Genomic DNA, 18,909 nt, shown 5'->3' on the forward strand with positions numbered 1-18,909 from the left:
TCGGACACGACGAGGGCCGCCGGACGAATCCGGCGGCCTTCGGCCGAGTGCGCGCTGGTCAGCGGCGGTAGTTCTCCCAGTCGTCGGTGGGCTGGTGGGAGCCGTACGGGGGGTTGTTGTCGTTCTGCTGGCCGCCCTGCGGATAGCCGCCCTGCTGCTGTTGCTGCGGCGCGCCGCCGTAGGGGCCGGACCCGTACGCCTGCGTGGCGTTCGGGTCGGCATAGCCGCCGGTGCCCTGGTCGTGCGGCGCGGCCAGGGGGTCGCCGCCGCCGTTGTAGCTGCTGCCGCTGAAGTCGCCGTAGCCCCCGGGGCCTCCGGGGCCGCCCTCGGCTCCGCCGCCGCCGAATCCGCCGAGCGGGTCGTCGTAGCGCTGGGAGTCGCCGTAGGCGGGGGCGGACGGGTAGCCGTCGTTCTGCTGGCCCTGCCCGTACCCGGGCGGCCCGCCGATCCCGGAGTCGTAGCCCTGGCCCGAGCCGGCGCCCGTGTCGTAGCCGCCGCCCTGCTGTCCGCCGGACGGCCACGGGCCGGTGTTGCCGGTGTTCGGCGCGCCGGACGAGGTCGTCCCGTACGAGCCGGTGCCGAGAGGGTCGTTCAGCGGGTCGTTCAGGGAGCCGCCGTAGGACCCGCCCGTGTCGGACGGCGAGGGCGGGCCCGACGACCGCTGCCGGTCGGACTGGATGCGCTGGAGCAGCTCGTCCACGGTCGGGAGCTTGTGGCCGTCGGTGTCGGAGCCGCCGCCGTGCGCCGCCGGGGCGGCGGGCGCGGCGGGAGCGGGCGGCGCGGGCGGCGCGGGCGGCTCCTCGGGGCGGCCGAAGGGCAGCCCGAGGGGGTCGCTGCCGAGGACTCCGCCGGGGCCGGACGAGCCGAGCGGCATGTCGTAGTCCTGGCGGCCTCCGGGAGGCGGTCCGGCGGCCGGACGGCTGCCGAGCGGGTCGGAGGTGTAGTCGCCGTAGGACGGCTCCTGGGAACCGTACTGGGGTTGATCGGGGATGCCGTACTGGGGCTGTTCGGGGATGCCGTACTGCGGCTGGTCGCTGCCGTACTGGTCTTGGCCCCCGCCGTACTGGTCCTGGCCCCCGCCGTACTGGTCCTGGCCTCCCCCGTACGGGTCATGGCCTCCGCCGTACTGGTCCTGGCCCCCGTAGGACGGGTCGCTGGAGCCGTAGTCGGCGGCGCCGTACGCGGGCTGCGGCTCCTGGCCGCCGTACACCGGCTGGTCGGGCGCGCCGGGGCCGCCGTAGGGGCTCTGCGAGCCGGGGCCGCCGGGGGCGCCCGGTCCGGCGAGGTCGGCCGGGATGGGGTCGAGCGACGTCGCGCTCGGGTCGTTGCCCGCGAACGGGGAGCCGCCCTGGAATCCGCCGGGGCCCTGGGGGGGCTGCTGCGGACCGGTCCCGGCGCCGAGGCCGTTGAGGACGGTGCCGTCGGCGCCGAGGGAGACGGGCTGGGTCAGGCCGGGCGGCTCGATGGACGGCTGCTCGGGCGGGGGCGGCTGCGCGTTGAGCGGATCGGCGGCCGGGTCGGTGTCGGGCCGCGCGCCGCCCTCGTGCTGCCAGGGGAACTTGGGCTTGTCGAAGGTGATCGTCGCCCAGTAGTCGTCGTCCTCCATCTCGTCCGACGCCTGGCCCGGAGGCGGGGGCGGCGGGGCGGACGGGCCCGGGGCGGAGGTGGGAGCGGCGAGCGGGCCACCGCCGCCGCCGCTGCCGGCGACGCGGCGGTCGGGAGCGGGATCGGGGGCGCGGTCGTAGCCGCCGTCGTAGCCCTCGTCGTAGCCGGGGCCGTAGTCCTCCGGGCCGCTCATCTGCTCCTGCGGTGGAGGGATTCCCCGGCGGCCGCGCGGCTGCTTCTGCGGCTCGTCGTCCATCCAGTCGTCGTCGTCATCGCCTCCCGCCCTGCTGGCCCGCAGGCCGAGGGCCACGAGGACGACCACGAGGACGACGACCACAATGAGGCCGAAGACCACGATGTAAGAAGTCATGCCACCACCCAATGCCTTGGCCCGGCGAGAGTCGCCAGCGCGGACCGCGGGTCCGTCCCGATTGTCGCCAGCGTCCGGATAGTCACGGGTTTCCGCCGCCTTGGCTTAACCCGATTCTCTCCGACCGCTATGACCGTTGTCACACCCTTCGCGCACATTTACCCTCACACGGCGCGTGCCGATCGGCCAACTCCGCCGATCCGCACACCCCTGACAGCTCCGGCCCCCACGGGGGTCCGCCCTGACCGTGTGCTCTCAGGCTCCACGGTCAACGCGCCTGCTCGCCGCCGAAGTTCCCGGTGATCCGGCCGCGTCCCACCGTGTGCTCGGCGATCGCGGGGAGCGAGTCCTTCAAGGCCGCGCCGTTCTGGAACGGTGCCGGATCGTCCAGTGCGTAGATGGTGAACCGGTACCGATGCTTGTCTCCCTTGGGCGGGCACGGGGGCGCGTAACCCGCCTTCTTGCCTGTGGTCAACCCTTCGACGGTCCGGTCCAGCCGGGCGCCTTCGACCAGCTCGTTCACGGTTCCGTCGATGCCCGCGATCACCCAGTGGACCTTGGCGCCGCCGGAGGCGTCCGGGTCGTCCATCACGATCGCGAACGACCGGGTGCCGGCCGGCGTGCCCGACCACCGGAGCGGCGGGGTCTTGCCCTGACCGCCAGGGTACGTCGTGCAGCCGTATCTCGGGGGCAACTCGCGCCCATCGCGGAAGACCGGGCTGGTCACGGTGAACCACTCCGACAGTTCCGCGCTCTTGTTCTGGGGCTGGCCGATCAGCCCGCAGCCGCTCAGCGCCCCGGCGAGCGCGAGCGCGCCCGCCGCGGCCATGACCGGACGCCGCTCTCTGCTCATCATCGATACGCTCCCGGGCGAGATCGTACGCCGTGCGCCGCCGGATCGCCGTCATCTCGGGATCCGCTTCTCGGCCGCGTGCGTCCCGCCGTCGGCGCCCCCTTCCTCGTCCGCCCCAACCTTAGGGGTTTTCCGGGGGTGGGACGGGCGGTTCGCGTCCCCTCCGGGGGACGCCGCCGGGCGTGGCGTCCTGTGATGTTGGTCATGCGTGCATTGCCGCGATCCATCCCGCTTTGGGGAAGGAGTGGCGGGTTTCACACCCGTATCCGGGCCATCCTTTGCCGTAACGGGAAGTTCGTCGGTTCTTTCCTGGTTCCTGATTGGTGAACGGCACGTTCCATCCGCTAGTTTGTGAATGTCTTCACAAGCCGACCGTGACATTGGAGGGCCGCAATGGCCAGGACCGCCCAGGGGACCCCCGGCGCTCCCCACATCCTCATCGTGGGTGGCGGCTATGTGGGCATGTACACCGCTCTTCGCCTGCAGAAGAAGCTGAAGCGGGAGCTGCGGAGGGGCGAGGTCAGGGTCACCGTCGTCGACCCCAACTCGTACATGACGTACCAGCCGTTCCTGCCCGAGGCCGCCGCCGGGAACATCTCCCCGCGGCACGTCGTCGTCCCGCTGCGCCGGGTGCTGCCGAAGTGCACCGTCCGCAAGGCGCGCGTGACCGAGCTGAACCACGACGAGCGATGGGCGATCGTCCAGCCGCTGGCCGGGCCGCCGGAGCGGATCACCTACGACTACCTGGTCATGGCGGCCGGCGCGGTGCCGCGGCTGCTGCCGATCCCCGGGCTGGCCGAGAACGGCATCAGCCTCAAGACCGTGGGCGAGGCCATCCACCTGCGCAACCACGTCCTGGAGCAGCTGGAGATCGCCGAGTCGACCGACGACGTGGAGCTGCGCCGCAAGGCGCTGACCTTCGTGTTCGTCGGCGGCGGGTTCGCCGGCGTCGAGGCGGTCGCCGAGCTTGAGGACATGACCCGCGACGCCACCAAGTACATGCGGAAGGTCACGCCGCAGGACCTGCGCTTCGTCCTGGTCGAGGCGACCGACCGCATCCTGCCGGAGGTCGGCCCCGACATGGGCAAGTGGACCGCCGAGCAGCTGCGCGGCCGCGGCATCGCGGTGAAGATGAGCACCTTCCTGCAGTCGGCGGTGGACGGCCAGATCGAGCTGTCGGACGGCAGCAGCTTCCCGGCCGGCACCCTCGTGTGGAACGCGGGCGTCAAGCCGTCGCCGGTCGTGCGCAACGGCGATCTGCCGGTGGACGAGCGCGGCCGCGTGAAGGGCACCGAGTACCTCACCATCGAGGGCCTGGTCCGCGCGTTCACCGCGGGCGACAACGCCGCGATCCCGGACCTCACCGAGGACGGCATGTTCTGCCCGCCCAACGCCCAGCACGCCGTCCGCCAGGCCAAGCTGCTCGGCGACAACATCGTCCGGTCGATGCGCGGCAAGACGCTCAAGCCCTACGTGCACGGCAACCTCGGCGCCGTCGCGGGCCTCGGCCTGCACAAGGGCGTGGCCAACCCCCTCGGCATCAAGCTCAAGGGCTGGCCCGCGTGGTTCTTCCACCGCAGCTACCACGGCGCGATGGTCCCGACCTTCAACCGCAAGATCCGCGTCATCGCGGACTGGACGCTCGCGCTGTTCCTCAAGCGCGAGACCGTCTCGCTCGCGACCATCGAGCAGCCGCGCGCCGACTTCGAGCTCGCGGCCCTCGACGACGGCAAGGCGAAGGCCAAGGCCGACCAGAACGCGGCCTGACCCGTTCCGCGCGAAACGCCCCGGCGGTCACCCGACCGCCGGGGCGTTCCCCTTCCCGGGCGCGGTTCTCAGGCGCGCTGCTTGAAGGCGCGGAGCGACAGGGGCGCGAAGACCAGCGAGATGCCGACGCCCCACGCGAGCGCGATCCAGGCGTGCTCCAGGACGGGACCGCCGACCAGCAGGCCGCGCATCGCCTCCACCAGCTGCGTGACCGGGCTGTTGTCCATGCAGAACGCCAGCCAGCCGGGGATGCCCTTCGTGGACGGGATGAACGCGGTGCTGAGGAAGCTCAGCGGGAAGATCACCACGAAGCCGAAGATCTGCACCTTCTCCGGCTCGTTGACCTTCATCGCGATGAAGACCGACGTCCAGGAGAACAGGACCGCGAAGGCCAGCAGCAGCAGGAACGCGCCGATCACGGCCAGCACGTTCGTCTCCACACGGAAGCCGATCGCGAACCCGACCCCCAGCAGGATCGCCATCGACCACGCCTGCTTGACGGTGTCGGCGATGATCCGCCCGGCGAGCGGGGCGCTGCGCGCGATCGGCAGGCTCCGGAACCGGTCGAACACGCCCTTGGTGATGTCGGTGTTCAGCCCGAACCCGGTGCTCATCCCGGCGAACAGGGCGTTCTGGGCGATGATGCCGGGGATCACGATCGGCAGGTACGCCTCGACGCTGCCCGCCATCGGCGGGCCGAACACATAGGCGAACAGCAGCACGAACATGATGGGCTGGATCGACAGGTCGAGCAGTTCCATCGGGTTGTGCTTGATCTGGACCAGGTTGCGCCAGGCCAGCGTGACCGTGTTGCGCAGGGCCGTGCCCGGCGCGACCCGCTTCGACAGGTCCTGCGGCGCGAGCGTCGCGGTGGTCATGCGGAGGCACCTTCCTTGTCGGCCTGCTTCTGCAGCTCGCCGGCCTCGGCGTCGATGTCGTCGGTGTGATGGCCGGTGAGGGCGAAGAACACCTCGTCCAGGCTGGACTTGCGCAGTGACAGCTCGCCGACGGCGACGCCCGCCTCGTCGAGGCGGCGGACCACGGTCGGCATCAGCTGCGGGTCGGTGATCGGCGCGCTGACCATGTCGTCGCGGACCTCCGGGACGGCCTCGGCCAGCTCGCCGACGATGCGCTCCACCGCCGCCACGTCGGCCGCGTCGACCGGCCTTACCTCCAGCACCTGGCCGCCGACCTGGGCCTTCAGCATGTCGGACGTGCCGTGCGCGATGGCCTGGCCGCGGTCGATGACGATGATGTCGTCGGCCAGCTGGTCGGCCTCCTCCAGGTACTGCGTGGTGAGCAGCACGGTGACGCCGTCGTCGGTGAGGCCGCGGACGATGTCCCAGAGGCCGTTCCGGCTGCGCGGGTCGAGGCCCGTGGTCGGCTCGTCCAGGAACAGGATCTGCGGGCGCCCGACGAGGCTCGCGGCCAGGTCGAGGCGGCGCCGCATCCCGCCCGAGTAGGTCTTGGCGGCGCGCTCGGCGGCGTCGGTCAGCTGGAAGCGCTCCAGCAGTTCGGCGGCGCGCGCCCTGGACTCCCGGCGCGGCAGCCCGAGCAGCCGCCCGATCAGGACGAGGTTCTCGGTGCCGGTCAGCATCTCGTCGACCCCGGCGTACTGGCCGGTGAGCCCGATCAGCTGCCGCACCTTGTGCGCGTCCTTCACCACGTCGAACCCGCCGACCCGGGCGGTGCCGCCGGTCGGCTCGATCAGCGTGGCGAGGATCCGGGTCATGGTCGTCTTGCCGGCGCCGTTCGGCCCCAGCACGCCGAGCACCGTTCCGGCCTCGGCGGTGAGGGAGACGCCGTCCAGCGCCCGGGTCTCACCGAACCGCTTCTCCAGGCCGTCCGCCTGGATCGCGTAGGTCATGGGATCTCCTAGGACTCGGTTGCCGGACGCCGGGGCCCCCGACCAGGGGGACCAGCCAAAATAGGCGGAGTCCGGGTCAAGTGCATCCAAATTTTCTGCCGCCGCCCCAGGGAGGGCGCCGTCGGCAGCGTGAACCACGCCACAACCTCGCATGCGCCACCGACAATCTCGCATGCGCCAACGGCAAATCTCGCACGCACCACTGACAGGAACGAGGAGGCGCCCGCGATCGTGCCGCCGGCTCCCAGGCCGTTCCCGCCGCGCGAGGCGGCGGGAGGGCGCCTTCGGCGCTCTAGACTCGCGGTGTGACGTCGGTGCGGCGCGGTCGCCGGAGGGACGGCGGGCGGCCGCACCCGCCGCGTCTGCGGCCGCCCGAACACCGGGTCTCGCCCCGCGCGATCGCGCAGTGGGCCATCGAGTACCTGCTGCTGTGGGGCCTGGCGTTCGGCCTCGCCCTCGGCGTGGCCGCCTGGGTCGGAGACGCCGGCCTGGACGCGCTGCCCGCCTGGCTGACCGGCCGGATCGGCTGGCTCCCCTACATCGTCGGCGCCGCGGGGCTGCTCATGGTCACGGTCGCGCCCGTGTGGCGGTACCGCGTCCACCGCTGGGAGGTCAGCTCCGACGTCGTCTACACGCGGACGGGCTGGTTCAGCCGCGAATGGCTGCTGGTGCCCGTCGGGCGGATCCAGACGGTCGACAGCAAGCAGGGCCTGATCGAACGGATGCTCGGCCTCGCCACCATCGAGGTGAACACCGCCTCCCACACCGGTTCCTCGGAGCTCTCGGGCCTGCCCGTCTCCGCGGCGACGCGCCTCGCCGAAGACCTCGCGCACCGCGCGCACGACCTCCGCGACGACGCCACGTGACCGCACGCCTGCATCCGCTCACCTTCGTGGTCGGCGCCGTCCGCGAGCTCCTCGCGCTCCTCGCCGCCGGCGCGACGGGCCTGCTCGTGGGCGGGCTTTCCACCGCGTTCTACTTCACGCTCGTGGGGTTGGCCTTCGGGCTGCTCTTCCACGCCGCGAACTGGGTGACGTTCACCTACGTCCTGCACGAGGACCGCATCGAGTTCCGGCGCGCGCTCATCGGGCGGTCGGTCAAGAGCATCCCGCGCGACCGGATCCGGGGCGTGGACATCAGCGCGTCCCTCCCGCACCGCCTGCTCGGGCTGGCGATCGTGCACATCGACGCCGGGGCGGACGGCGGCGAGGGGGAGCTGAACGCGGTCTCCCGCACCGAGGCCGAACGGCTGCGCGGCGTCCTGCTCGCCCGGGACGCCCCGGCTCCGCCCCGGCGCGCCCTCGGCCGCATGCGGCGCCGCTGGTACCTGTACGCCCCGCTCAGCGGCGCCTACCTGCTGACGCCGTTCGCGCTGGCGGGCAGCCTCCTCGGCACCGTCTACAACCTCGGCGACGACCTCGGGCTCATCACACGGGAGCGCGTGGAGAGCCTCGGCCACGACGTGGTGGGCCTGCCCACCGTCGTGGTCCTGGCGCTGGCCATCCTCACCCTGATCGCCATGCCCGTCATGTCGGTGATCGTCTTCACCCTCTTCAACTGGGACTTCACCGTGCACGAGCGGGACGGGTCCGTCGTCGCCGAGCGCGGGCTGCTCACCCGCCGCAGCGTCTCCCTCGAACGCCGCCGGCTGCGGGGCGTCGAGCTCGCCGACAACCCGTTCGAGCGCGCGGCGGGCGTGACGCGGCTCGGCGCCCTCATCACCGGGCTGGGGGACGCCGCCCAGCGGGGACGGCTGCTGCCCGCCGCGCCCCGGGCGGCGGCCGAGGCCCTCGCCGCGGGCGTCGTCGGGAACGTCCCCGGGCCGCTGACCGCGCACCCGCCGGCCGCGCGGAGCCGCCGCGTCGTCCGCGCGGTGGCGCCCCCGGCGGGCGTCGCCGTCCTGGCGGTCCTCGCGGGCCAGCCCTGGGTCGCGGTGGCGTGCGCCGTGATCGCCGTCCTCGCGGTGCCGCTGGGGCTGGACCGCTACCGCCAGCTGGGCCACGCCACCGACGGGGAGCGCCTCACCGTCCGGTCGGGCTCCCTGCGCCGCCGCCAGGTCGTCGTCGAGCACTCGGCCGTCATCGGCTGGCGGGTCCGCCAGACGCTCTTCCAGCGCAGGCTGGGCCTCGCCAGCCTCTTCGCGGCGGTGGGCGCGGGCGACGGGGGCTGCTCGGCGACGGACATGTCCGAGGAGGACGCCGTGGCCCTCGCCGCCGCCATCACCCCCGCGTGGCTGGCCCCGTTCCTGGACGGGCCGCCCGGTGCGGGCGCCGAGCCTATTCAGGCCGGCGGGCACCGAACATGATCTCGTCCCAGGACGGGACGGAGGCGCGCTTGCCCTTGGCCTTGCGGCGCCGGGCCGGACGCTGCGCGCCCGCGGGCTCTCCGGCCGCCGCGGCGGCGGCGGGAGAGCCGGTGGCCGGCTTGTCCTGAGCGGCGGCGGGCATGGTGGGCCGGGCCGCCGGCTTCTTCTTGGCGGGCGGCCGCGCGGGCTGCCGCGGCGGAGCCACGGGCTTGCCCTCCGCTGCGGCCTCACGGGACGCGGCGGGCTCGCGGGACGGGGCGGGCGCTCGGACGGGTGCGGTCTCCTGCTCGGCCTCCGGGACGCAGGGCGCGTCGGCCTCGACCCGCGGCCGGGCGGCGGCCGGGGCCTGCGGCGTCTCGGCGGGCTCGGCCGGCTCCTCCGGCTCCTCCGCGGGGGCGGCCTGGACAGGTTCGGGCGCCTTCGCGGCCTCCGGTGCCTCGCCGACCGCTTCGCGCGCGTCGTCGACCTCGTGCGCCTCGTGCGCCTCGTGGTCGGCGCCCGCCTGCTCTGGGAGAGCCGGCTCGGCCGGTTCGGCGGCCGCGTGCTCCTCCTCCCGGACCGCTTCCGGGTCGTCGGCGTCGAGCGCTTCGATCTCCTCGGGAGCCGGAGCCTCGTCCTCCGGCTCCCCGGCGGCCTCGGCAGGCCGCGCTTCATCCGCGACAGTGGCCGTGTCGTCGTTCCCGGCGGCCGTCTCGCTCGCCAGGTCGCCCACGTCCTCGCCGGAGGTCTCGGCGGGTTCCGCCGGCTCGGGCCCGGCCGCGGCGCCGTGCGGCTCCTCGCTCTGGACGGGCAGGGCGGCCTCGTCGGCGCGCGGCTCGGCGAAGGGCGCCTCCGGAGCCGCCTCCTCGACCGGCGGGCCGGGACGGGGCGGCTCGGGGGCGTGCGCGGCCGGACGGGGCGGGGCGGCCTCGCGCAGGGAAGGCGGCTCGGACGCCTCCCGGAAGGCGGGCCGCGGGTCGACCATGCGGCCGCGTTCGACGATGTAGGCGCGGGGCTCCGCGGCGCGCAGCGGCTCGGGGGCGCCCTGCTCGGGCTCGGCGGGCAGGCCGCGCGCGGGCAGCCCGCGGCCGCCGGGAAGGGCGTCGCGGTCGCTGGAGACGACCTTCATGGCGGGACGGCGCGGGACGAGCGGCGTGACGGTGTCGGAGAGCGCGTCGTCGTCGTCCCACTCGACGGAGGTGAGCCGGGCGGCGACCTCGTCCAGCGGGGAGACGTGCCGGCGGCGCGGGTCGAACGTCCACTCGGCCGCGTGCGGGCGGCCGCCCTCGAAGAAGGACAGCCGGACGCGCCAGGTGTTGTCCTCGCACTTCCAGGAGTCCCACTCGACCTCTTCCAGGTCGACGCCGCCGCGGCCGAGGCGCTCCTCGACGGTCTCGCCGAGCGGCGGGCCGGGCGTGGACTCGCCTGGGCGGCGGACGGTGACGCGCTGCGCCTGCTGGGCCATGTATTCGCGTTCCTGCAGGACCGGACCCTCGAACCAGCGGACCCGTTCGACCGGGATGCCCGCCGACTCGGCGATCTCCTCCGCGGTCTCCCCGGACCGGATGCGGGTCTGGATCTCCTTGGGGCGCAAGGGACTCTCCACTTCGATCTCGAACTGGCCGAGGCGGGAGAAGTGCCCACGGACCGCGGCGCGGAGCCGGTCGTCGACGGGCAGGGTGAACCGGGTGCCTCGGCCCGCGGTGGCCAGGACGAGGTACGTACCGTCCTCGCTGACCGCGACGAGGCGCAGCTCCTGCATGCGTGTCCTTCCTGCCCTGTCCAGACGGCACGGAGGACGCCGGACCGCGCGACCGTGCTCTTCACCGGTCGGCCGTCCGATGCCCACCGAGGGCGCATGCGTGCCCTTCCCCCGGGTTCCCGAGTCTCTCTTTCGGACACACCTGCTGCCAGCACCGTACCCGGCATGTCCGAACATCGCCGCTCTCGAAGCCCTCTTCACGAGGTCGAAGAGGGCACCTGACCAAGCTTGCCGGTGCCGCGACCGGCGGGGGGCCGCTCTGCTCGATTCTTGTCCATCCTTTTCCACACCGTTCCTGACGAGGCCGCGAACGTCCCGCCGCTTCGACGTTGCGAGTGTCACGTCGTGGGCAGGAACACCCGCGTCCTCCCGATCAGTTCACTTTCGGGGGTGTTCGTGGCGACAGACAGGGGTGAATCAGGCGATGCCGCGCAAGCTGCCGGACGTGAGCACGACGCAGCTGATCGCGAGTGCGGTGGCGACGGCGGTCGCCGCCCTGGGCGCGTCCTTCCTGGGCGTGTACGGGACGATCATCGGCGCGGCGCTGATGAGCGTGATCTCGACGGCGGGGTCGGCGGTCGGCAAGCACTACCTCGACCAGGGCCGTGAGCAGATCAAGGAGCTGACGCACCTGCAGTCGGCGGTCCGGCGGCGGGACATGGCCGAGGGCGCGGCCGACGAGGCGACGAGCGCCGACCCGACCCGGACCGTGGTGTGGTCCGGCGACCCCGGCGCCACGCGCCTGGACCCCGTCTTCGGCGGGGGCGACCCGAACGCCACGCGGCTCGACCCCGGCGGGGATCCCGGCGCCACGCGCCTGGACCCGGCGCAGGCGGTCGCCGCCGCGTTCGCCGAGGAGGCCGGCGAGGACGCGGTGCGCCAGGTCGTCCGCCGCTCGGCGTGGCAGAGCACGGTCGAGTGGGCCAAGGCGCACTGGGTGACGCTGGTGGTCTCCTCGGCGGCGGTGTTCGCGGTCGTCATCGGCGGGATCACCATCTACGAGGCGAGCACCGGCAAGCCGGTCGGCGGCGGGGGCGGCAAGGGTCTGACGGTGACCAAGGTCCTCGACGGCGGGGGCGGCGGACGGCCGGCCGACACGCCTTCGCAGAACCCCTCCGGAGGCACCGGCGAGGAGCCCGGCTCCTCGCCGAGCGGCACGCCGACGGGCGAGGCGCCCACCGGTGGAACGGGCTCGCCGGCACCGCAGCCGTCGTCGGAGCCGACCGAACGGCCGACGCAGGAGCCCACGACCGCGCCGCCGACGACGACGCCGACGCCGGAGCCGCCGGCGACCACGGGGGGCCCGCAGGACGGCGGCCAGGACGTCCCCGATCCGCAGGGGGCCACCCCCGGCGGCTGAGCACGGCCGCCGACGAGTCGAGCACGGCTAGTCGCCGAAAACCTGCCTCGTGTAGGGGTTGGCGAAGCGGCGGTCGGGGTCCAGTTCGTCCCGCAGGGCGCGGAAGTCGCCGAACCGGGGGTACACCTTCTCCAGGTAGGCGGCGTCGCGGGTGTGGAGCTTGCCCCAGTGCGGGCGGCCGTCGAGCCCGGTCAGAAGGTCCTCGACGCCGCGGAAGTAGTCCTCGTGCGGATCGCGGTGGTAGACGTGCACGGCGATGAACGCGCTCTGCCGCCCCTGCGCCATCGACAGCCAGGCGTCCTCGGAGGGAAGCAGCCGGACCTCGATGGGGAAGCTGATCCGCCAGTCCCGCCTGGCGAACAGGGCACGGAGTTCGCGCAGCGCGGGGACGAGCGCCTCGCGCGGGATCGCGTACTCCTGCTCCTTGAAGCGGACCGTGCGCGGGCTGGTGAAGATCTTGTACGAGGTGTCGCTGTAGGTGCGGGCCCCGAGCGCCTTGGCGGAGACGCCGTTCACGAAGGGCGACGCGGCGGGCGCCCGGTGGGTGACCCTGTTGACGGCCCCGAAGACCGTGTTCGACAGGAACCGGTCGTCCAGCCAGTGCCTGAACTTCGACAGCGGCTGCGCGGGGCCCTCGACGCGGTTGTTGCGCTTGGTCAGGCAGCCCTCGGTGTGCGGGAACCAGTAGAACTCGAAGTGCTCGTTGGCGGCGTCGAACTCGTCCACGCGCGCGAGGACCTCGTCCCACTTCATGGGGGCCTCCTGCGCGCGCAGCAGGAACGCCGGGACGGTCCGCCAGGTGACGGCGGTGACGACGCCGAGCGCGCCGAGCCCGGCGAGGGCCGCGGCGAACAGGTCGGGACGCTCCTCGCGTGAGCAGCTCGCCACGGTGCCGTCGGCGAGGACGAGCTCCAGGGCGGCGACCTGGGAGGCGAGCCCGGCGGCGTCGCGGCCCGTTCCGTGCGTGGCGGTCTGCAACGCGCCCGCGACTGTCTGCTCCTGGATGTCGCCCATGTTGGCCAGCGCGAGGCCGTGGTCTTCCAGAAGGCGGTTGAGCGCGTGCAGCGGCAGGCCGGCCTCGACGGTGACGAGCCCCGTCGCGGTGTCGACGGAGCGGACCGCGGTGAGCGCGGTGGGGCGGAGCAGGACGCCCTCGGCGACGGCGGCGCCGGTGAAGGAGTGCCCTGTGCCGGTCATGCGGATCGTGAGGCCGTCGCCGGCGGCCGACCGGACCGCGGCGGCCACCTCGTCTGCGGTGCGCGGCGTGGCGACGCGGTGCGGCGTGGCCTGCTGGTTTCCCGCCCAGTTCTGCCACGTCCGGTTGGTCACTGGGGACATGCGGTGACTCTACTCAGGATTCGATCGTGAGGAAAGTTCACATTTTTGGACGGCCCGAACGGGGGCACAGAATCGGCGATACCGTACGATCCGGTAACCACGGCAGGCTAACCGTCCGTAGCGAGACTCGTGGGGAAATGTTGTGGCTCCTCCTTCAGCTCCGCGCACCGGCGTGATCGGCGGTGATGAGTCGCCCGCCGCCCGTCCGCACCGGTCGCGACCCGAGAAGAAGCAGCGGGATCCGCGGGGGAGGAACGCGGGAGCGCGGCGGGGCGGCCGGGCGCTGCCGTTCCTCATCGGCGGTATCGCCGTCCTGGCCGTCGCCAGCACCTCCGGTGGCGTCTACGCGGCGCTGACCACGGAGAAGGCGGATCCGGCCGGGGCCGACTCGCCGCAGGAGGCGGCCCCTCCGAGCGTGCGGCCCGGCGACCCCGTCAACGTGGCCACCGGCGGCCAGGTCGCGCCGCTGCGCCGCGTCGTGCCGCCGGACGTGCTCGCCGTCGGCACCGCCTCGATCCCCGCCGCCAAGATCGACCGGATCGCGAAACTCGGCAGGGTCGGGGACGTGGCGGCCGTCGCGGGCGGCGCCGTCCAGCTCCAGGGCCGCCAGGTGAACGCGCTCGCCGTGGACCCGTCGGCGTTCCGCTCCTGGACACCGCCCGCGACGGCGAAGAAGACCGACCTGTGGGCCGCCCTGGCCGGGAACCAGTTCGTGGTGTCGCCCGCCGCCGCCCAGCAGCTCCAGCTCAACCGCGGCTACCAGTACCCCGTGGTGGCGCGGACGATGCCGAAGCTGACCATGGGCGGCTCCGGGCCGCTCGGCCTGCCCGGGATCGACATGCTCGTCAGCAGGAAGTCCGGGGAGGAGATGGGGCTCGTCCCCAACGTGGCCGTCCTCGTCAACGCCCCCGGGGTGGACCCCGACAAGGTCGTCAAGGCCGTCGGCAAGGTCCTCGGCTCCGGCACGAGCGTGCTGAACCTGCACGAGGGCAAGTACCAGACGCCGGCGGACGGCGGCCGCCCGGGCAGCTACCTGGACCTCTACAAGCAGGCGGCCAGGAGCTGCCGCGGCCTGTCCTGGACGGTCCTCGCCGCGATCGGCCAGGTCGAGAGCGACCACGGGCGCAACGCCGGCCGCTCCAGCGCGGGCGCCCTCGGCCCGATGCAGTTCCTGCCCTCGACGTGGAAGGCGTACGGGGTGGACGGCGACGGCGACGGCAAGGCCGACATCATGAACCCCTACGACGCCATCCCGGGAGCGGCCAAGTACCTGTGCGCGAACGGAGCCGGCCGGGGCGGGCCGCAGCTCTACCGGGCCGTCTGGCAGTACAACCACGCGGACTGGTACGTCCAGAAAGTCCTTAACCTGGCGAAGGCCTACTCGGCGCGCTACGAGTGAGCGCACCCCTGGCCGGGAGTCGGGCCCCGGGCTGGTTGGATGGACGCATGACGTCGTATGACGCGTTGCTTCTGCTGTCCTTCGGAGGGCCGGAAGGGCCCGAAGAGGTGATCCCGTTCCTGGAGAACGTCACCAGGGGCCGCAACATCCCCAAGGAGCGCCTGGAGGAGGTGGGGGAGCACTACTTCCTGTTCGGCGGGGTCAGCCCGATCAACCAGCAGTGCCGGGACCTCAAGGCCGCGATCGAGGCGGACTTCGCCGCCAACGGCGTGGACCTGCCCGTGTACTGGGGCAACCGGAACTGGGACCCCTATCTCGCCGACACCCTCCGGCAGATGGAGGAGGACGGGATCCGGCGCGCGGCCGCGTTCGTCACGTCCGCCTACAGCGGCTACTCGACGAACGACCAGTACCTCGAGGACATCGCGCGCACCCGCGAGGAGGTGCCGGGTGCCCCCGAGATCGACAAGCTCCCCGTCTACGCGGACCGCCCCGGTTTCGTCGAGCCGTTCGTGGACGCGACGAAGGACGCGCTGAGCCGCCTGCCCGAGGGCGCGCGGCTGGTCTTCACCGCCCACAGCGTGCCGCTGTCCCAGCCCAACCAGGAGCTGTACACCGCGGAGCTGCACACCGCCGCGCAGACGGTCGCGCGGCGGGCCGCCCCGGGGGCGCCCTGGGACCTGGTGTACCAAAGCCGGAGCGGGCCGCCGAGCCAGCCGTGGCTGGATCCGCAGATCACCGATCACCTGGAGGAGCTGCACGGCCGGGGCGTCCGCGCCGTGGCGGTCGTGCCGATCGGGTTCGTCTCCGACCACATGGAGGTCAGGTACGACCTCGACGTCGAGGCCGCGGACCTGGCCGCCGAGCTCGGACTCGCCTTCGAGCGCGCCGCCACGCCCGCGACCGACCCGCGCTTCGCCGCCTTGCCCCGCCACCTCCTGGAAGGGGCCTCATGAGCCTGGCCGAGGAGCTGCTGGAGCTGGCCGTGGCGACCGCCCGCGAGGCCGGCCGGATGCTGGTCGACCAGCGCCCCGCGGGCGGCCCGGACGTCGTCCAGACCAAGTCGTCCCCGACCGACGTCGTCACCCAGATGGACCGCGCCGCCGAAAAGCTGATCATCGAGCGGATCAGGGCGGTGCGCCCCGGCGACGGCTTCCTCGGCGAGGAGGGCGGCACCCAGGCCGGCGCCAGCGGCGTGCGATGGGTGGTCGACCCGATCGACGGGACCGTCAACTACCTCTACGACCTGCCCGACTGGGCGGTCAGCATCGCCGCCGAGGTGGACGGCGAGGCCGTCGTCGGGGTGGTGGAGATCCCGCGCCGCGGCGAGACCTGCACGGCGGTGCTCGGCGGCGGCGCCGTCCAGCACACGGCGGCGGGCACCCGCGAGCTCCGCGTGAACGCGCACGTACCGCTCGGCCGCGCGCTGGTGTCCACCGGGTTCGGCTACGAGGCGGGACGGCGGGCGAGGCAGGCGGAGGTCCTCACCGGGGTGCTGCCGAACATCCGCGACATCCGCCGGGGCGGGTCGTGCTGCGTCGACCTGTGCTCCCTCGCGGCCGGTCGCGCGGACGCCTACTACGAGCGCGGCGTCCAGGCGTGGGACATCGCCGCAGGCGGGCTGATCGTCCGGGAGGCGGGCGGGCGCGTCGAGGGGCTGCACGGCGCGGCCCCCGGCCCGGAGCTGACCATCGCCGCCGGCCCGGGCACCTTCGAGGCCCTGCACGACCTGCTGGCCCCGCTCGACCCGGCCAGGGACTGACGCGAGCGGGGGGAGACCGGAACGGGGAGCCCGGGACCAGGTCCCGGGCTCCCCGTCACGGACAGCGCCTTGCGACGGCGGGGTCAGTCGCAGCGGGGCGGTTCGACGCCGATGTCGTTGTTCGCTGCGATCCGGCGCAGGTCGTCGATCTCCTCCTGGCGGATGTCCGCCAGGTAGGTGTCCCCATCCTGGTGGGCGCTCCGCAGCGACGCGTACGCGTCGTCGAGCCGCTGCTGGATCATGCGTGTCAACTCGCCCATGGGCCTCCTCCCGGATCGTGCCCATGCCTACCCAGGCCTAGGCTGAAGGTAAACCTGACTTGCGATGCAATTTTCGCAGATCCTTGCGTCCGCGAGATCGCGATCTGGCGTACGGGGAGAGGAACAGCTGCTTACGGGCGTCTTACGGCCTCCATGGCATATGTGAAGCGGGCAATGTTCCGGGTGCGGGGCCGGCCGCGCCCGACGAGAAGGGGGACCCTTTGCGTGTTCTAGTCGTCGAGGACGAGCGCGTGCTCGCCGACGCGATCGCCACCGGTCTGCGCAGGGAGACGCTGGCCGTGGACGTGGCCTACGACGGCGCGGGCGCGCTGGAGCGGGCGAGCGTCAACGAGTACGACGTGATCGTGCTGGACCGGGACCTGCCCAAGGTGCACGGCGACGACGTCTGCAAGCAGCTCGTGGCGCAGCGCTACCCGGCGCGGATCATCATGCTGACGGCGGCGGGGGAGCTGGACGACCGGGTCGAGGGCCTGTCCATCGGCGCCGACGACTATCTGGCCAAGCCGTTCGCGTTCGCCGAGCTGATCGCCCGGGTGCGGGCCCTCGGCCGGCGCGCCGCCGCGCCGCTGCCGCCCGTCCTGGAGCGCGCCGGGATCACGCTCGACCCGGCCCGCCGCGAGGTCGCGCGCGACGGCCGCCCGGTGGAGCTGACCCGCAAGGAGTTCGCGGTGCTGGAGGTGCTGCTCAGCGCCGACGGCGCCGTCGTCAGCTCCGAGCACCTGCTGGAGAAGGCGTGGGACGAGCACATCGACCCCTTCACCAACGTGGTCCGGGTCACGATGATGACGCTGCGCAAGAAGCTCGGCGACCCCCCGGTGATCGAGACCGTGCCCGGCGTGGGATACCGCCTGTGACCGAGGAGACCGCACCCCAGGACCGCCCGGACGGACCGGACGGCGAGGCCGCCCGCTCGAACCCGCCCCAGGAGGGCGGCCCGCAGGCCACGCAACCGACCGCGCTTCCCGGCGACCCCGGCGACGCCGGGGGCCGGCGCGGCGGGCGGTGGCGCCGCCCCGGCCCGCAGCAGGTCCCCCAGCCGCACCCGGCCGCGAAGGGCATGTGGCGCGGCGAGGGCGGCGGGCCGTTCGCCCAGATGACCGTGATGCCGGGCCGGATGAGCGTCCGGCTGCGCCTCACCCTGCTGTACGGGCTGCTGTTCTTCATGGCGGGCGCGCTGCTGCTGTTCGTGATGTCGGTCCTGATGGCCAACATCCTCGGCAACGTCAAGGTGATCGGCTTCGGCATCTCCGACGCGGAGGCGGCCGAGCTGCAGCGCCAGTTCGTCGAGCAGACGATGCGCCAGCTCGTCGGCCGGTCGCTGCTCGCGCTCGGCGGGGTGGGCGTCATCACGCTGGTGCTCGGCTGGTTCGTCGCCGACCGGGCGCTCAGCCCCCTGCAGCGGGTCACCACCACCGCGCGCCGGCTGTCGGAGAGCACGCTGCACGAGCGGATCGCGCTGGAGGGCCCGGACGACGAGATCAAGGAGCTGGCCGACACGTTCGACGCGATGCTGGAGCGGCTCGGGCAGGCGTTCGACACCCAGCGCCGGTTCGTCGCGAACGCCTCGCACGAGCTGCGCACCCCGCTCGCGATCAACCGGACGCTGCTGGAGGTCGCGCTCGGCGACCCGGAGGTCTCCGACGACCTGCGCGCCGTCGGCCGGACGCTGCTGGCGACCAACGCCCGGCACGAGCGGCTCATCGAGGGGCTGCTGCTGCTGGCCCGCAGCGAGCGGGAGCTGACCGCCCGCACGCCGGTCGACCTGGCGGAGGTGGCGGCGACGGTGCTGGAGCAGTCGGCCCGCCGCGACCACGACCACGACGTCGCCGTCCACCCGGAGCTGACCTCCGGGACGGCGCTCGGCGACCCGGTGCTGCTGGAGCACCTGGTGTCCAACCTCGTCGAGAACGCGATCAAGCACAACGTCGAGGACGGCGGCGAGCTGTGGATCCGCACCGGCATGCTGGAGGGCTACGCCACCGTCCAGGTCGAGAACACCGGGCCCGTCGTGCCCGCCTACGAGGTGGAGCGGCTGTTCGAGCCGTTCCGGCGGCTGAACGCCGACCGCGTCGAGTCCGCCAAGGGCGCGGGGCTCGGCCTGTCGATCGTCCGCTCGGTGGTGCTGGCGCACCGCGGCGCCGTCTACGCGGCGCCGCGGCCGGGCGGCGGGCTGATCGTCACCGTCCGCCTCCCCCCGGGCCTGCCGGCCGCGTGAGCCCGGCGGCCGCCGCGGCTACGTGAGCGCGGCGGTCGCCACCGCT

The 18,909-nt window shown here is 73.3% G+C and carries 16 protein-coding genes; 9 read left to right on the forward strand and 7 right to left on the reverse strand.

Translation table 11 applies throughout. From position 1 onward, the window contains the following. Positions 1-58 precede the first annotated feature (58 nt). Both AB0H37_RS14725 and AB0H37_RS14730 read right to left on the reverse strand, forming a co-directional pair. Entirely contained in the window at positions 59-1,975 is a 1,917-nt protein-coding gene (locus AB0H37_RS14725) for a hypothetical protein (RefSeq protein ID WP_360613037.1), read from the reverse strand. Between the two features lie 268 nt (positions 1,976-2,243). After that, positions 2,244-2,831, reverse strand: coding sequence for a YbhB/YbcL family Raf kinase inhibitor-like protein (locus tag AB0H37_RS14730; RefSeq protein ID WP_360613039.1), 588 nt, complete (start codon positions 2,829-2,831; stop codon positions 2,244-2,246). Positions 2,832-3,221: 390 nt separating this feature from the next. Between AB0H37_RS14730 and AB0H37_RS14735 the strand changes: the two genes are divergently transcribed. Beyond that, positions 3,222-4,595, forward strand: coding sequence for an NAD(P)/FAD-dependent oxidoreductase (locus AB0H37_RS14735; RefSeq protein WP_179836402.1), 1,374 nt, complete (start codon positions 3,222-3,224; stop codon positions 4,593-4,595). 68 nt (positions 4,596-4,663) lie between these two features. Here the strand turns inward: AB0H37_RS14735 and AB0H37_RS14740 are convergent, their stop codons facing one another. After that, positions 4,664-5,473, reverse strand: a complete 810-nt coding sequence (locus AB0H37_RS14740; protein WP_329087843.1) for an ABC transporter permease — start codon at positions 5,471-5,473, stop codon at positions 4,664-4,666. After that, positions 5,470-6,462: an ATP-binding cassette domain-containing protein gene (locus tag AB0H37_RS14745; RefSeq protein ID WP_329087846.1), complete on the reverse strand. Its 993-nt coding sequence runs from the start codon at positions 6,460-6,462 to the stop codon at positions 5,470-5,472. Before AB0H37_RS14745 ends, AB0H37_RS14740 begins: the two co-directional genes overlap by 4 nt. 305 nt (positions 6,463-6,767) lie before the next feature. Here AB0H37_RS14745 and AB0H37_RS14750 point away from each other — a divergent pair, with 305 nt between their 5' ends. Next, positions 6,768-7,328 carry a PH domain-containing protein gene (locus AB0H37_RS14750; RefSeq protein ID WP_229810131.1) on the forward strand — a complete coding sequence of 187 codons (561 nt, stop codon included), beginning with the start codon at positions 6,768-6,770 and terminating at the stop codon, positions 7,326-7,328. Continuing rightward, entirely contained in the window at positions 7,325-8,767 is a 1,443-nt protein-coding gene (locus AB0H37_RS14755) for a PH domain-containing protein (protein ID WP_360613043.1), read from the forward strand. Before AB0H37_RS14750 ends, AB0H37_RS14755 begins: the two co-directional genes overlap by 4 nt. Here the strand turns inward: AB0H37_RS14755 and sepH are convergent. Beyond that, a complete protein-coding gene (gene sepH, locus AB0H37_RS14760) occupies positions 8,739-10,508 on the reverse strand; it encodes a septation protein SepH (RefSeq protein ID WP_360613045.1) in 1,770 nt (589 codons plus the stop codon). The genes AB0H37_RS14755 and sepH overlap by 29 nt on opposite strands. Before the next feature lie 445 nt (positions 10,509-10,953). Here sepH and AB0H37_RS14765 point away from each other — a divergent pair, with 445 nt between their 5' ends. Further along, a complete protein-coding gene (locus AB0H37_RS14765) occupies positions 10,954-11,868 on the forward strand; it encodes a hypothetical protein (protein WP_360613047.1) in 915 nt (304 codons plus the stop codon). A gap of 27 nt (positions 11,869-11,895) precedes the next feature. On the opposite strand, the gene AB0H37_RS14770 is transcribed toward AB0H37_RS14765, so the two are convergent. Beyond that, entirely contained in the window at positions 11,896-13,206 is a 1,311-nt protein-coding gene (locus AB0H37_RS14770) for a D-arabinono-1,4-lactone oxidase (protein WP_360613049.1), read from the reverse strand. 172 nt (positions 13,207-13,378) lie between these two features. Here AB0H37_RS14770 and AB0H37_RS14775 point away from each other — a divergent pair, with 172 nt between their 5' ends. From AB0H37_RS14775 to AB0H37_RS14785, 3 genes are read left to right on the forward strand one after another with little or no spacing between them, the layout of a single operon-like run. Further along, positions 13,379-14,605, forward strand: a complete 1,227-nt coding sequence (locus AB0H37_RS14775) for a lytic transglycosylase domain-containing protein (RefSeq protein ID WP_360613050.1) — start codon at positions 13,379-13,381, stop codon at positions 14,603-14,605. 47 nt (positions 14,606-14,652) lie between these two features. Continuing rightward, the gene (locus tag AB0H37_RS14780; RefSeq protein ID WP_360613052.1) at positions 14,653-15,561 is read left to right on the forward strand and encodes a ferrochelatase; all 909 of its coding nucleotides are present in this window, start codon (positions 14,653-14,655) and stop codon (positions 15,559-15,561) included. After that, positions 15,558-16,367, forward strand: a complete 810-nt coding sequence (locus AB0H37_RS14785; RefSeq protein ID WP_179836394.1) for an inositol monophosphatase family protein — start codon at positions 15,558-15,560, stop codon at positions 16,365-16,367. The genes AB0H37_RS14780 and AB0H37_RS14785 overlap by 4 nt, the downstream gene beginning before the upstream one ends. 83 nt (positions 16,368-16,450) lie before the next feature. Here the strand turns inward: AB0H37_RS14785 and AB0H37_RS14790 are convergent, their stop codons facing one another. Beyond that, positions 16,451-16,627: a hypothetical protein gene (locus AB0H37_RS14790; protein WP_179836393.1), complete on the reverse strand. Its 177-nt coding sequence runs from the start codon at positions 16,625-16,627 to the stop codon at positions 16,451-16,453. Positions 16,628-16,848: 221 nt separating this feature from the next. Here AB0H37_RS14790 and AB0H37_RS14795 point away from each other — a divergent pair, with 221 nt between their 5' ends. Continuing rightward, entirely contained in the window at positions 16,849-17,502 is a 654-nt protein-coding gene (locus tag AB0H37_RS14795; protein ID WP_179836392.1) for a response regulator transcription factor, read from the forward strand. Beyond that, positions 17,499-18,863: a HAMP domain-containing sensor histidine kinase gene (locus tag AB0H37_RS14800; protein ID WP_229810130.1), complete on the forward strand. Its 1,365-nt coding sequence runs from the start codon at positions 17,499-17,501 to the stop codon at positions 18,861-18,863. Before AB0H37_RS14795 ends, AB0H37_RS14800 begins: the two co-directional genes overlap by 4 nt. Positions 18,864-18,909 lie beyond the last annotated feature (46 nt).

It is taken from the genome of Actinomadura sp. NPDC023710 (assembly GCF_040639875.1).
GTDB lineage: Bacteria > Actinomycetota > Actinomycetes > Streptosporangiales > Streptosporangiaceae > Spirillospora > Spirillospora citrea.